This window comes from Planomonospora algeriensis (genome assembly GCF_977012225.1).
In genome coordinates this window covers 1-13,466 of sequence record NZ_CDRNDK010000150.1, presented here as the reverse complement: position 1 = coordinate 13,466, position 13,466 = coordinate 1, and the positions used below count along the sequence as shown (strand labels likewise).

10 protein-coding genes and 1 pseudogene are annotated in these 13,466 nt (G+C 72.0%); 4 read left to right on the top strand and 7 right to left on the bottom strand.

Annotated features, from left to right (window positions below; translation table 11 throughout):
- Positions 1–177: 177 nt before the first annotated feature.
- Positions 178–1,128 carry an EamA family transporter gene (locus ACWJ6R_RS17215; protein ID WP_449063194.1) on the top strand — a complete coding sequence of 317 codons (951 nt, stop codon included), beginning with the start codon at positions 178–180 and terminating at the stop codon, positions 1,126–1,128.
- 136 nt (positions 1,129–1,264) lie between these two features.
- On the opposite strand, the gene hisC is transcribed toward ACWJ6R_RS17215, so the two are convergent.
- Positions 1,265–2,326, bottom strand: coding sequence for a histidinol-phosphate transaminase (hisC, locus tag ACWJ6R_RS17210; protein WP_449063193.1), 1,062 nt, complete (start codon positions 2,324–2,326; stop codon positions 1,265–1,267).
- Positions 2,327–2,408: 82 nt separating this feature from the next.
- Here hisC and ACWJ6R_RS17205 point away from each other — a divergent pair, with 82 nt between their 5' ends.
- On the top strand, positions 2,409–3,032 hold the full coding sequence (locus ACWJ6R_RS17205) for a Uma2 family endonuclease (protein WP_449063196.1): 624 nt from the start codon (positions 2,409–2,411) through the stop codon (positions 3,030–3,032).
- Between the two features lie 91 nt (positions 3,033–3,123).
- Here ACWJ6R_RS17205 and ACWJ6R_RS17200 read toward each other — a convergent pair whose 3' ends face one another.
- The 6 genes and pseudogenes from ACWJ6R_RS17200 to ACWJ6R_RS17175 all read right to left on the bottom strand — a co-directional run.
- On the bottom strand, positions 3,124–3,789 hold the full coding sequence (locus tag ACWJ6R_RS17200; protein WP_449063195.1) for an NUDIX hydrolase: 666 nt from the start codon (positions 3,787–3,789) through the stop codon (positions 3,124–3,126).
- Between the two features lie 22 nt (positions 3,790–3,811).
- A complete protein-coding gene (locus tag ACWJ6R_RS17195; protein WP_449063192.1) occupies positions 3,812–5,668 on the bottom strand; it encodes a DUF4434 domain-containing protein in 1,857 nt (618 codons plus the stop codon).
- 2 nt (positions 5,669–5,670) lie between these two features.
- Complete coding sequence (locus ACWJ6R_RS17190; protein ID WP_449063191.1) at positions 5,671–6,810, bottom strand: glycosyltransferase; 1,140 nt, start codon at positions 6,808–6,810, stop codon at positions 5,671–5,673.
- Positions 6,811–6,830: 20 nt separating this feature from the next.
- Positions 6,831–8,093, bottom strand: a complete 1,263-nt coding sequence (locus ACWJ6R_RS17185) for a nucleotide sugar dehydrogenase (RefSeq protein ID WP_449063190.1) — start codon at positions 8,091–8,093, stop codon at positions 6,831–6,833.
- Positions 8,094–8,221: 128 nt separating this feature from the next.
- Positions 8,222–8,668, bottom strand: a complete 447-nt coding sequence (locus tag ACWJ6R_RS17180) for a glycosyltransferase family 4 protein (RefSeq protein ID WP_449063189.1) — start codon at positions 8,666–8,668, stop codon at positions 8,222–8,224.
- Between the two features lie 230 nt (positions 8,669–8,898).
- A pseudogene (locus ACWJ6R_RS17175) lies at positions 8,899–9,573 on the bottom strand (glycosyltransferase); the annotation flags it as partial.
- Between the two features lie 372 nt (positions 9,574–9,945).
- Here ACWJ6R_RS17175 and wecB point away from each other — a divergent pair.
- Both wecB and ACWJ6R_RS17165 read left to right on the top strand, forming a co-directional pair.
- Positions 9,946–11,163: a non-hydrolyzing UDP-N-acetylglucosamine 2-epimerase gene (wecB, locus tag ACWJ6R_RS17170; protein WP_449063188.1), complete on the top strand. Its 1,218-nt coding sequence runs from the start codon at positions 9,946–9,948 to the stop codon at positions 11,161–11,163.
- A 62-nt stretch (positions 11,164–11,225) separates the two neighbouring features.
- Entirely contained in the window at positions 11,226–13,301 is a 2,076-nt protein-coding gene (locus ACWJ6R_RS17165; protein WP_449063187.1) for a glycosyltransferase family protein, read from the top strand.
- The last annotated feature ends 165 nt before the right edge of the window (positions 13,302–13,466 follow it).

The window sequence follows — 13,466 nt, the reverse complement described above, 5'->3', positions numbered from 1 at the left end:
CCCAGAGCATCCGGGCGCGGCACCGCGGCCTCTCCGCGGCCTCTCCGCGGGCCCGGCCTCCGGGCGCGGAGCCCCAGGAGCCCGTCCGGCCCGGAACCCGGCTCCGGACGCATCGCCCGTTCCACGATCCGATACCCGTGGGCGTTCTGTCACCCCCGACCGGTATTGTCATGTGTCATGAGTCCCGACGCTGCTGGCAAGCGCACTTCACTTCTCGTCTGGGGCGCGCTGGCGATCGTCTACGTCGTCTGGGGCTCCACCTACCTGGCCATCATGATCGTCATCGAGACGATCCCCCCGCTGCTCAGCGGCGCCGTTCGCTTCACCGCGGCCGCCCTGGTCCTGGCCGCCGCGATCCTGGCCCTGCGCGGCCTGGAGGCCTTCCGGATGACCGCCCGGGAGGCGGGCGGCGCGGCGCTCGTCGGGCTGCTCCTGCTGACCGGCGGGAACGGCATGGTCTCGGTGGCCGAGCAGCACATCTCCAGCGGGCTGGCGGCCCTGCTGGTGGCCTCGGTCCCGCTCTGGCTGGTGGTCCTGCGGATCGTCGCCCGCGACCGGCCCCGGGTGCTCACGCTGACCGGGGTGCTCATCGGGTTCGGCGGGGTCGCGGGACTCTCCCTGTCCGGCGGGGACGCCGCCTCGGACGGCGTCGGCATCGCCGTCATCCTGCTCGCGTCCGTCTCGTGGTCGGTCGGGTCGTTCCTGTCCGGCCGGATCCCGATGCCCGCCAACCCCTTCTCCGCGAGCGCGATCGAGATGGCGGCGGGCGGCGCCGGACTGCTGCTGATCGGTCTGACGACGGGCGAACGCCTGGACCCGGCCACGGTCTCCGGACGGTCCTGGACCGCGCTGGCCTACCTCGTCGTGATGGGCTCGCTGGTCGCCTTCACGTCGTACGTATGGCTGCTGGGCAACGCGCCCATCTCCCTGGTCTCCACCTACGCCTACGTCAACCCGGTCGTGGCGGTCGCCCTGGGCGCGCTGGTCCTGGGCGAGCCGGTGACCGGTCCGATGGTCGCCGCCGGACTGGTGATCGTGGTCGGCGTCGCGCTGGTCGTCTCCACCGAGCGGCGCGGCAGGAGCGCCGCGCCGGAGCGGGAGGCCGAACCGGAGCCCTCACCCGCGTAGCCCGCCGGGACGGACCCGGTGCGACGCGATCACGCCGCACCGGGCCGGGAACGCCGTAAGGCGCTCCCGGAGGCCGTGACGCCGGACGTCCGGGCCACCCGTCAGGGTCCCGGGAGACCGCGGCGTCCGGGACGTCTCAGGCGCTCCTGAAGGCCGCGGCGGCGGCCAGGAAGGTGTCGTTGGCCTCCGGGGTGCCGATGGAGATCCGCGCCCCCTCGCCCGCGAAGGGCCGCACGGCCACGCCCTCGGCCGCGCACGCCTGCGCGAAGTCGAGCGTGCGCTCCCCCAGCCGGAGCCAGACGAAGTTGGCCTCGGTGACGGGCACCGTCCAGCCCTGCGCGAGGAGCCCCTCGCGGACCCGGGTGCGCTCCTTGACCACGGCGTCGACCCGCTCCAGTAGCTCGTCCTCGGCCGCGAGGGAGGCGACGGCGGCGGCCTGGGCGAGGTGGTTGACCGCGAAGGGCACCATCGTCTTGCGCACGGCGGCCGCCACCGGCTCGTTCGCGATGAGGTAGCCCACCCGCAGGCCCGCCAGGCCGTACGCCTTGGAGAAGGTGCGCAGCACGGCCACGTTGGGCCGCTCCCGGTAGACCGTGAGGCCGTCGGTCACGTCGGCGTCCCTGACGTACTCCCGGTAGGCCTCGTCCAGCACCACCAGGACGTCCTCCGGCACCCGGTCCAGGAACGCCGCCAGCTCGGCCGCGTGCACGACCGTGCCGGTGGGGTTGTTCGGGTTGCAGACGAAGACCATCCGGGTGGCCGGGGTGATCGCCTCCGCCATCGCCTCCAGGTGGTGGGTCTCGCCGGCCAGCGGGACCTGGACCGAGGTCGCCCCGGCCAGGTCGGCCAGGAGCGGGTAGGCCTCGAAGGAGCGCCAGGCGTAGACCACCTCGGCGCCCGGCTCGCTCACGGTCTCGAAGAGCTGCTGGGCCACGGTGACCGAGCCCGCGCCGAGCGCGACGTGCTCGGGCGGCACGCCGTACCGCTCGGCGAGCGCCTCGGTGAGGGCGGTCGCCGCGGGGTCGGGATAGCGGTGGATCTCCGCCGCGGCCCGCGCGACCGCCTCGACGACCGAGGGCAGCGGGTCGTAGGGGGATTCGTTGGACGAGAGCTTGAAGGACCGGCCGTCGGGGGAGACCACGGCCTTGCCCGGCTTGTAGGCGGGCATCGTGTCCAGGATCGCGCGGAAACGAGGCATGGCCTTACCTTATGAGGAGCGGACGCATGGGGCATCATCCTGCGAGACTGGAGGCACGAGCATGCCCGACCGGGAGGACGACATGAGCGCCGCACCGCTGTCCGAGACCGAGCTCCGCCCGGAGCCGTCGGTGTGGGACCCGCTGCCCGACTGGGTCCTCCCGCCGCGGGGCGGCTTCACCTCCGACGACCTGGACCGGCTTCCCGGGATCCCCCCGCACACCGAGCTCATCGATGGCACTCTCGTCTTCGTGAGCCCCCAGACCAACTTCCACATGTCGACGCTCTTCCTCCTGGAGAGCGGCTTGCGGCGTGCGGTCCCCCGCGACCTGGCGGTCCGCCGCGAGATGACCGTGACGCTGGGGCGGCGGCAGCGGCCCGAGCCCGACCTCCTGGTCGTGCGCGCCGACGCCGTCCGGGGGGCACGGCAGACCACATATGAACCGCAGGACGTCGTGCTCGCCGTCGAGGTGGTCTCCGCCGAGTCGGAGATCCGCGACCGAGAGCGCAAGCCCCGGCTCTACGCGGAGAGCGGCATCCCCCACTTCTGGCTGGTGGAGAACGACGGGGACCGGCCCGTGGTGCACGTCTACGAGCTGGACGCCGCGACCAGGGCCTACGTCGCCACCGGGATCCACCGCAGCAGGCTCAAGCTCGACGCGCCCTTCCCCATCGACGTCGACCTGACGGAGATCGACCGGTTCTGACCCCGGCGGGTCCGCGCGCGGCCGCGGACGCCGCGCGGCTCCCCTCGGGCCTCGGGTCGGTCTGCCCGAACAGCCGACCCGGCAGCTCCCATCAGTCCTTGAGCGAGCGGAGCATCGGCGGGTGGAGGTTCTCCGCCGGGCCGCGCCGGTAGAGCTTGGCGGGACGGCCGCCGTCGCGGGTGGTGGTCCGGCCGGTGGGGATCAGGAAGCCCTCGGCCTTGGTGACCTTGCGGTGGAAGTTGCGCGGGTCCAGCGGCCGGCCCCAGACGATCTCGTAGACCCGGCGCAGGTCCGCGACGGTGAACTCCGGCGGGCAGAAGGCCGCCCCGAGCGAGCTGTACTCCAGCTTGGCGCGGGCCCGCTCGACGCCGTCGACCATGATGCGCCGGTGGTCGAAGGCCATCGAGGTCAGGGCGGCGACCGGCTGCCAGCTCATGTGCGCCTCGGTGGAGGCGGGCAGGTCGGGGGCGAGCCCGAGGTAGGCGACGCTCAGCACCCGCTGGCGGGGGTCGCGGTCGGGGTAGCCGTAGGTCTGCAGCTGCTCCAGGTGGACCGGGGCGCCCGGCAGGCCGGCCCGTTCGGCGAGGACGCGGGCCGCCGCGGCGGGCAGGTCCTCGTCGAGCTGGATGAAGCCGCCCGACAGCGCCCAGTGCCCCTCGTAGGGGGGCCTGTCCCGCCGCCAGACGAGCGCGCTCAACTCCTGGCAGCGCACCGTGAGCACGACCAGGTCCACGCTGACGGGAATGCGGGGCACCACCACGGCAGGCACGTTACACCGCTCAGGCGCCGATGCGGACGTGCAGCGGCTCGGCCGCCACGCGCCCGTCGGGAGCGGCGACCTCGATCCGCACCCAGGCGCCCGCCGGCACCCGGGTCCAGTCGAACGGGACCCAGGCGGTCCGCATCCGGGCGGGCGTGTCCGGCGGCGGCGGCGACAGGTCCACCCCGGCGATCTCGACGGTCCTGGGCGCGTCCTGCCCCTCCCAGGTGATCGTCACCTTGCCGCCCAGCTGCAGGTCGTAGCCGCGCAGCTCGATGCCGTCGCGGATGTCGCGCCCCGCACGGACGGCGTCCACCGGGATGGGCCGGCCCGCGTCGGCGGCGATCTCCTCCGCCAGCGACGGCGAGCCGCAGGTGAAGAAATCGCTCCACATGTAGGAGACGACCTTGGAGACGTAGCGGCCGACCTGCGTGACGGCCTGGTCCAGACGGTCCTTGCCGGTGCGCCCGCGGGTACCGGTCCGGGTGCCGCACGCCTCGCTCCCGGACGGCTCGAACGCCTCCACGTTGGCCCAGAGCTGCACGTCGTAGCCCTGCTCGACCATCCGCGCCCGGGCCGCGGCCATCTCCCGGTAGTAGTCGCGGGTCGAGCCGTGGTAGGCTTCCCCGTTGGTCGTCTCGCCGACCACCGGGCGGAGCCGCTCGTCCACCGGTTCGTCCCGCTCGTCCGGCCAGAACAGCCCGACCTTGCCGGTTCCCCGGCTGTCCTGCGGCGCGATGATCCCGACGCCGGTCCTGGCCATGGCCTCGAAGCCCGCCGCGACCTCCTTGGGCGTGGCGCTGAACCCCTTCTCCCTGCGGGCCTCCAGATAGGGGCTGACCAGGACGGGCTTGTCCGGCATCACCTGCTCCACGATCCGGTGCTGGGAGGCGTAGACCCTGAGCGTCGGGTGGTCCTTCGCGGCCTCCTCGGCGCCCTCCGGCGCGCCCGTGTAGACCATCTCCCTCATCTGGAGCTCGAACGGCTGGTAGAAGCCGCCGAGCGAGGCCCGGCCGGTGAAGCGGTCGCCGTAGTCCAGCAGGATGCGCCGGGTGAGCGTGGTGAGCGTGTCGAGACCCCGCTCCGAGGCCCGGGTGGCCTGCGCCGGGTCGCGGGGGGCCAGGGGCAGGGCGGGGAAGACCTTCACCCCGAACCGGTCCCCCAGGTCGAGCAGCTCGGTGAGGCTGTCCTGGTGCGCCGCGGCGACCAGGATCACGTGGTAGCCGCGCCCTCGGGCGGAGAGGTTCGCGCAGTGGCCGTCGTCGCTGCCGTCGTCGGGCGCGACGATCCGGTAGAAGACCCGCTTCTCCGTGACGATCTTCTTCTCGACCTCGGGGCAGCGGAACAGCTTCGGCCCGAACGCCTCGTCGGTCCGGTAGGCGAACGTCCAGCTCACCCGGTTGCCGGGGTTCAGCGCCCGCAGGTCGCGCTCGGCCGCGGCCACGCACGACAGCCCGTCCTCCTCGCACGGCTCGTAGTAGGGGTCGACCTCCCCCTCGGAGTCCAGGATCCGGCCGTCGTCGTCGGTGCGGCGGGCCTGCAGGCCCCGGCCGATCCGGATCACGGTGTCGCCGCCGACCTCGTGGATGGCGGCGAGCTGGCTGCGCCAGGTGCAGTGGTCGGCCGTCGGGATGAGCCAGTACCCGGTCACCGCGTACGGCGCGTCCATCGCGGTGTCGAACGTTCCACACGGGTCGGTGAAGGGGGTGGGGGTCGGGGTCGGGGAGGCGGACGGCGCGGACGCGGACGACGTCGCCGAGGTGACCCGCGATCCGTCGCCGGCCGGGCCGCCGGGGTCGCCGGACCGCAGGACGATCACGACCGCCGCCACCGCCGCGAGGATCGCCACGCCGAGGAGAGCCGTGAGCCAGCGCACGTTCAGGACACTACCGTTCTCGTGATCAAGCGGGCATAAGCGGCGCCGGACACCTCAGTCCTTGACGCCCGCCCACGCCTCCAGCTGGGCGACGAAACGGCGGGCCGAGTTCGGCCAGTGGTGGTTCGCACGGGCCGCCGCATACCCCCGGGCGCCTGGGCATGCCGCTCTCTGACGTCGTCCCGGAGCGTGAGGACGGCCTGCGCCACCGCCTTGGGGTCCTGCCAGGGCACGACCATGCCGCTGTTGTAGCGTTCTACCAGCTCCACCGCGCGCGGCGACGGAGTGGTGATCACCGGGATCCCGTGGGCCATGTACTCCACGATCTTCGTGGGCATGGAGTGCCGGTAGTTGGGCTCGTCCCGCAGCAGTGAGAGGCCGGCCAGCGCGCCGTCGAGCCGCTTGAGCGCCTCGTCGTTCGGCATGAAGTCGCGCCACTCCAGCACGCCCTCGGTCACGGCCTGGTTCAGCATCGGCCGCGACTGCGGGTCGGCATAGCCGATCAGCTCGACCGCCACCCGGTACGGCTGGAGCAGCCGGGCCACCTCGACGGCCTCCTTCACGCCCCGCGCCTCCGACAGCCAGCCGAGGTAGACGATCCGGTCGTCGCCCGGCGGGGTCACGTCGTCCGGCACCCACGTCTCGTTCGGCACCACCAGGTGGGCCTGGCTGAACCTCCCGGCGTAGGCCGTCTCGGCGAGGAGCAGGTGCAGGTGGCGCTCGGCGGTGCCCTCCAGGAGGCGGGCCAGGAAGCGCACCGGCGGCCGCAGGAACGCCGGCAGCCAGGGCTTGAGCGACAGGGTCGCCGGGGTGTCCTCGTGGACGTCCCAGACCACCGGCGGGCGCCTGCGGACCCCCGCGACCGCGAACAGCAGCTCGGGGTCGTGGATGACGGCCAGGTCGACCTGGTCGCGCATGCGCTTGAACACCTTGCGGGCGGCGCGCACCGCCGACAGCCGCCGGCGCTCCGCCGCCCGGGGCAGGTCCACGCCGTTCACCCAGGAGCGGGCCATGACCCCCCGGGCGGTGTACGGCGCGGCATACGTGACCTCATGACCGGCGTCCACGAGCGCCCGGATCTGCCGGTGCAGGATCCGGGCGTCCTCGGGGTGATGTACCACCGTCATGACGAGCACGTGCACTGCGCGCAGCCCCTTCGTGCCTAGAGCCGCTCGACGCGTTCACCCTCGGCGAGCACGCCTCGGGTGTCGAGCACGAGCTTGCCGTGGTCCTCGACGATCGCCAGGTCGAAGGCGCCGTGCTGCTGCAGCAGCAGCGTCACGTCGGCTTCGGCGACCGCCTTCGCGAGATCGTCCTCGCGGGGCACCGGAGTGCCGTCGACCTGCCACTGCTTGACGTGCGGGTCGACGAAGACCAGCTCGGCGCCCAGTTCCAGCAGGCCGCGCGCGACCGGCAGGGCCGGGGTCTCGCGCTCGTCGGCGATGTCGGGCTTGTAGGTGACGCCGAGCAGCGCGACCTTGGAGCCGTTCACCGCCTTCTTGTGGCGGTTGAGCAGCCGCTGCACGCGGGTGACCACGTAGGACGGCATCCGCTCGTTGATCTCCTGGGCCAGCTCCACGAACCGGAACGGGTAGCCCAGCTTGCGCACGGTGTAGGACAGGTAGGACGGGTCCACCGGGATGCAGTGGCCGCCGACGCCCGGTCCGGGCAGGAACTTCTGGAAGCCGAACGGCTTGGTCGCCGCCGCCTCGATGGACTCCCAGAGGTTGATGCCGAGCTCGTCGCAGAAGATCGCCATCTCGTTGACGAGGGCGATGTTGACGTGCCGGTAGGTGTTCTCCAGGAGCTTGGCCATCTCGGCCTCGCGGGTGCCGCTGACCGGCACGACCTGCTCGATGAACTGCGCGTAGAACGCGGCCGCCACGTCGCGGCAGGCCTCGGTGTAGCCGCCGACGACCTTCGGCGTGTTGCGCAGGCCGAACTTGGGGTTGCCCGGGTCGATGCGCTCGGGAGAGAAGGCGAGATGGAAGTCGCGGCCCGCGACGAGCCCGGAGGACTCCAGCAGGGGGCGGGCCACCTCGTCGGTCGTGCCGGGCCACGTGGTGGACTCCAGCACCACCAGGGAGCCGGCGCTCAGGTTCTTGGCGACGGTCGAGGTGGCGCCCTCCACCGCGGACAGGTCGGGGCGGTGGTCGTCGTCCAGGGGGGTGGGGACGCAGATGACGATGGTGCGGCTCTCGGCCAGCACGCTCTCGTCCAGCGTCGCCCGGAAGCCGCCGGCCAGCATGTGCTCGAGGTCGGCGTCGGTCAGGTCGTCGATGTAGGAGCGCCCGGCGTTGAGGGCGTCCACCTTGCGGGGGTCGACCTCGTAACCGACGACGCGCAGCCCTGCGGCCGTGGCCTCCTTGGCCAGCGGCATGCCGACGTAACCCAGACCGATCACGGCCAGGTCGTAGCCGCTCACTGGGAGACCCTGAGGAGCCGGAAACAACGCTTCATGGTCGCAAAGGTTATCTCAACTCGGCACATGCCACGCCTGATGCGATTAAACGCATCACAAACGCTCCGAACGCCCGTCATCTCCATGGACGATCAACCGCTGATCGTCCGGTACAGGTCGCGGTAGGTCTCGGCGACCCGGCTCCAGGTGCGTTTCGCCGCCACCTCGGCCCGTCCCGCCTCGCCCATCAGGGCCCGTCGCGCCGGGTCCTCCCGCAGTCCGGCGACGGCGTCGGCGAACGCCTCGGGGTCGCCCGGGGGAACCAGGAGACCGGCGCCCTCCGAGCCCACGAGCTCCGAGAGCGCGGGCAGATCGCTGAGCACGACGGGCTTGCCGAGGGCCATCGCCTCGACGGGTTTCAATGGCGTAACAAGTCGGCAGACCCGCAGGTCCTCGCGGGGGCAGGCGAAGATGTCGATGGCCGCCTGGGCCTGCAGCGCCTCGTCCGGGCCGACCCTGCCGGGCAGGATCGCGAGGTCCTCCAGGCCGAGCTCGGCGACCTGCTCCAGCAGCGCGGGGCGCTCGGCTCCGTCGCCCACGAGCAGCACCCGGACCGGGTCCCCCGGTCGCGCAGCAGCGCCGCGGCGCTGATCATGGTCCGGAAGCCCTCGTAGGCCACGATGCTGGAGACCGAGCCCATCACGATCTCGTCGGCGGCGATGCCGTGGGCGGCGCGGAAGGCCGCCCCGTCGTACTCGGCGGTCAGCAGCGAGTCGTCCACCGCGTTGGGCGCCAGGTAGATCTTCTCCCGGGGCACCCCCCGCTCGACGATCTCGGCGGCCATGGTCTCGGCGAGGGTCACCACGGCGTCGGCCGAGCGCATGATGAACGCCTCGCGGTCGCGCTGGAGCACGTGCCGCTGGCTGCCGATCCGCTTGGGGTCGCGCGAGGCCCACGTCTCCTCCAGGAACCCCCGGACCTCGTAGACCATCGGCGTGCCGGTCCGCTCCCGCACGGCCAGCGCGACCGACCCGTTGCGGTGGTCGGTGGCGGCGTGGATCACCTGCGGACGGAGCGTCCTGACCAGCTCGGTCACCTCGCCGGCCCCGCGGATCATCCGTCCCCGGCTCTCGAACGGCACGTCGCCGCTCGGCAGCAGCCGGTGGTAGGGGATGCCGTCGATCTCCTCGTACGGCGTCGCGTCGGCGTGGCCCTGCATCATCGGCCAGCCCCAGCTGGTGACGACGTGCGGGTCGAGCCCCGCCTCCTTCTGCGCCGTGACGATCCGGTGCGTGCGCACGGTGTAGCCGGCCTGGGTGTACGGCAGGGCGTTGGTGACGCAGTGCAGCACCCGGCCCTCGACCCGCTCGCCCACGATCACCTTGGACTTGGGCGGGATCGGGTTCGGCTGGATGGCGGCCAGCTCGCCGGCGTAGTAGGAGGCCCTGCGCTTGATGAAGGGGTACTTCGCGTGGCCTTCCAGCACCGCGACGGCCTCGGTCATCCGGCCCGCGTCGAAGTGCTCCTTCGCCTCGTTCCAGGGCCCCTGGACCATGCGCATGCCGAACTTGCGCACGGCGACCCGGGCGCGCCGGGCCAGTGGCCAGGCGACCCGGCCCACGACGGGGCGCAGGCTCGGCGGGAGGGTCTCCGCGGCGGCTTGGGCGACGCGCACGGGGTCACTCTTGACCTTGGTCGCGACGACTCGGGAAACGATGATCGGATGCTGGGCGAAACCCTTGAGAAGTCCGCGCAAACCGGCACGCGCCGACTTCGCGGAAACCTTTGGGGACTCCGGCCGACTGGCGTCAGGTACCACGGTCGTGACCGTACCATAGGCAACGTTTGCCCCACTCCCAGATGAAAGGCGAGGTCAATGAGGGACTCCGCCCCTTCGCAGGCGGCTCCGGCCGGCGGGAAGGCCCCCGAGAAGGCCTCCGAGAAGACCCCCGAGAAGGCTCCCGGCACCCCCCTCGTCCTGCACGTGCTGGGCGCCCGCCCCAACTTCGTGAAGGCCGCTCCCGTCGTGCGCGCGCTGGACGGGCTGGGAGTGCGCCAGGGCATCGTCCACACCGGTCAGCACTACGACGCGCTGATGTCGGACGTGTTCTTCGCCGACCTCGGGCTGCCCGAGCCGGTCGCCAACCTGGGCGTCGGGTCCGGCTCGCACGCCCGGCAGACGGCGGCCCTGCTCACCGGCCTGGAGGAGGTCGTGCTGGAGCACGCCCCCGCGCTGGTCGTCGTCTACGGCGACGTGAACTCCACGCTGGCCGCGATCCTGGTCTGCGCCAAGCTGCAGATCCCCACCGCGCACGTCGAGGCGGGCCTGCGCTCCTTCGACCGCGGCATGCCCGAGGAGGTCAACCGGGTCGTCACCGACGCCCTGTCCGACATCCTCTTCGCCACCTCGCCGGACGCGCTCTCGCACCTGTCGAACGAGGGTGTGGACCCGTCCCGCGTCCACCTCGTCGGCAACCCGATGATCGACAGCCTCTTCTCCGCGCTGGACCGCCTCGACCCGGCGCCGGTCCGCGCCCGGCTCGGCCTGCCCGAGCGGTACGGCGTGGCCACCCTGCACCGGCCCGCCAACGTCGACGACCCGGCCGCCGCCAAGGAGCTGGTCGACGCCGTCCTGCAGGTGAGCGAGCGGCTGCCGATCGTGGTCCCGATCCACCCGCGCGGGCGCGAGCGCCTGGCCGCGGCGGGGCTGGTGACCGGCGGGAACCTGCTGATCGTCGACCCGCTGGGCTACGTGGACTTCCTCTCCCTGGTCCGGGGCGCCTCCCTGGTCGTCACCGACTCCGGCGGCGTGCAGGAGGAGACGACCATGCTCGGCGTGCCCTGCCTGACCGTCCGGCCCAACACCGAGCGGCCGGTCACCGTCACCCACGGCACCAACCGCCTGGTCACCCCGGACCTGCTCCCGGCCGCCGCCGACAAGGCCCTGGCCGACGGCGCGGCGACGCCCTCGGGCGAGCTGCCCCCGCTCTGGGACGGCAAGGCGGGCCCCCGCATCGCCCGGGTGATCGTCTCCTGGCTGAAGGGGGAGAACCTCTCCCCGGCCTCGCAGGCCGTACCGCCCAAATCCCTTTAAAAGCACCGTTCCGGTACGGCGGACGCCGTACCCTGGCACGACCCCGGACGAAGGCGACTCCCATGAGCTCCACCTCCCCCCTGAGTGACGAGACCCCTGAAGAGCCGAAGTTCCAGCGACTGGGACCGGTCAACTGGCTGCCCGAGGAGCGCAAGGTCGTCGAGCGCTTCGAGGAGCGGGTGCGGGACCTGGAGCGGCGCCTGGCCATCGCCGAGGCACGCGCGGACTACGCCCAGTGGAAGCTGGAGTCGACCCGGGTCCAGCGGCCGTATCGGGTGGCCGAGGCGCTCACCGCGGCCAAGGGGCCGGGGGTGGTGCGGCTGCCGGGCAAGCTCCGCATGGCGCTCAAGCCGCGCAAGGGGCCCGCAGCGCCGCGCCCGGTGGCCGAGGTGGTCGCCGAGCTGGACGAGCGCGGGCCGTCGGTGGACGTGCCGGTGGTGAAGTGGCCCGCCGGGCCGGTCGTCCGGCCGGACCTGAAGGTCGCGGTCATCCTGGACGACTTCTCCCGGATGGCGTTCAAATACGAGTGGGACCAGATCGAGTTCGGGCTGCGCGACTGGCCGGAGGTCTTCGCCGGGAAGCGGCCCGAGATCCTGTTCGTGGAGTCGGCCTGGCACGGCAACCAGGGGCGCTGGCGCTACCAGATGACCGGGACGAACGCCCCCAAGCCGGAACTGCGGGCGCTCATCGACTGGTGCCGCGAGGAAGGGATCCCGACGGTCTTCTGGAACAAGGAGGACCCGCCGAACTTCGACTTCTTCATCGACACGGCCAAGCTGTTCGACTACGTGTTCACCTGCGACGGCGACATGGTGCCGAAATATCGCGAAATCCTGGGACATGACCGGGTGGACGTGCTGCAGTTCGCGGCGCAGCCCCGGGTGCACAACCCGATCCAGGAGAAGCAGGGCCGCGTCCACGACGTCGTCTTCGCCGGCATGTACTTCCGGGACAAGCACCCCGAGCGCCGCGAGCAGATGGAGACCGTCCTCGACCCGATCCGCGAGCTGGGCCTGCACATCTTCGCCCGGAACGGGACCGTGGACGAGAAGTACGCCTGGCCGGAGAAGTACGTCCCGCACATCGTGGGCGAGCTGCCGTACGACCGGATGCTGGCCGCGTACAAGATGTACAAGGTCTTCCTCAACGTGAACTCGGTGCTCGACTCGCCGACCATGTGCGCCCGCCGGGTCTTCGAGCTGTCGGCCTGCTCCACGCCGGTGGTGACCGGCTGGTCCCGGGCGATCGAGGAGACGTTCGGCTCCCTGGTGCCGATCGCCCACGACCAGCTGGAGTCCTACAACACGGTCCTGCACCTGCTCAACAGCCCGGAGCTGCGCGCCCGCCAGGGCCATCTGGCCATGCGCGAGGTCTTCGACAAGCACCTGTTCTCGCACCGCGTGGACCAGATCCTGGGCTTCCTCGGCCGGCCCACCCGGCCCCGGACCCGCTCGGTCTCGGTGGTGCTGCCGACCAACCGCGCCGCCCAGATCGAGCACGCCATCTCCTCGGTGGCCCGGCAGATCCACCGCCCGCTCCAGCTGGTGATGGTCCTGCACGGCCTGGACATCGACCCGGTCGTCGTCGCCGACAAGGCCCGGATGGCCGGGATCACCGACGTCGTGGTGCTGGCCGCCGACCCGTCGATGTCGCTGGGCGCCTGCATGAACATGGGCATCGCCGCGGCCGAGGGCGAGCTGGTCGCCAAAATGGACGACGACAACCTGTACGGCGAGCACTACCTGTCGGACCTGGTCCGCGCCTTCGACTACTCCGACGCCGAACTGGTGGGCAAGGGCGCGCACTACGCCTACTTCGAGTCCACCAACACCACGATGCTCCGCATGCCGGGGCTGGAGCACCGCTACGCCTGGCTGGTGCAGGGCGGCACCTTCCTCGGCAAGACCGACATGTTCCGCCACTACGGCTTCGAGGACGTCACCCGGGGCGAGGACACCCGGCTGGTCAAGCGGCTGCGGGAGGACCGGGTCAAGATCTACTCCGCCGACCGGTTCAACTTCGTCTACTGGCGCAGCGGCGACCCGGCCATGCACACCTGGCAGCCCGACGACCACAAGCTCACCCGCGGCGCCCAGTTCTCCTTCGTCGGCCGCCCCGACGACCACGTCATGATCTGACCTCTCCTCCCGGGTTCCGTGTTTGTGCGGGTCCCGTCCCCGCGGTGGCGGCTGGGTGCGCACTCGCGCGGCCCGTGGTCTGCTCGGCCGTCTCAGCCGGGCTCTGGTGGGGTCAGGCCTCCGGCCTGGCGGCGCGCGGGGTGCGGTGCTTTATACGCCGGCAGG

Excerpts from the sequence above, each read along its gene's own strand:
- ACWJ6R_RS17165 (WP_449063187.1), top strand. The coding sequence starts at position 11,226 with ATGAGCTCCACCTCCCCCCTGAGTGACGAGACCCCTGAAGAGCCGAAG.
- ACWJ6R_RS17205 (WP_449063196.1), top strand. The coding sequence starts at position 2,409 with ATGAGCGCCGCACCGCTGTCCGAGACCGAGCTCCGCCCGGAGCCGTCG.
- ACWJ6R_RS17215 (WP_449063194.1), top strand. The coding sequence starts at position 178 with ATGAGTCCCGACGCTGCTGGCAAGCGCACTTCACTTCTCGTCTGGGGC.
- hisC (WP_449063193.1), bottom strand. The coding sequence starts at position 2,326 with ATGCCTCGTTTCCGCGCGATCCTGGACACGATGCCCGCCTACAAGCCG.
- wecB (WP_449063188.1), top strand. The coding sequence starts at position 9,946 with ATGAGGGACTCCGCCCCTTCGCAGGCGGCTCCGGCCGGCGGGAAGGCC.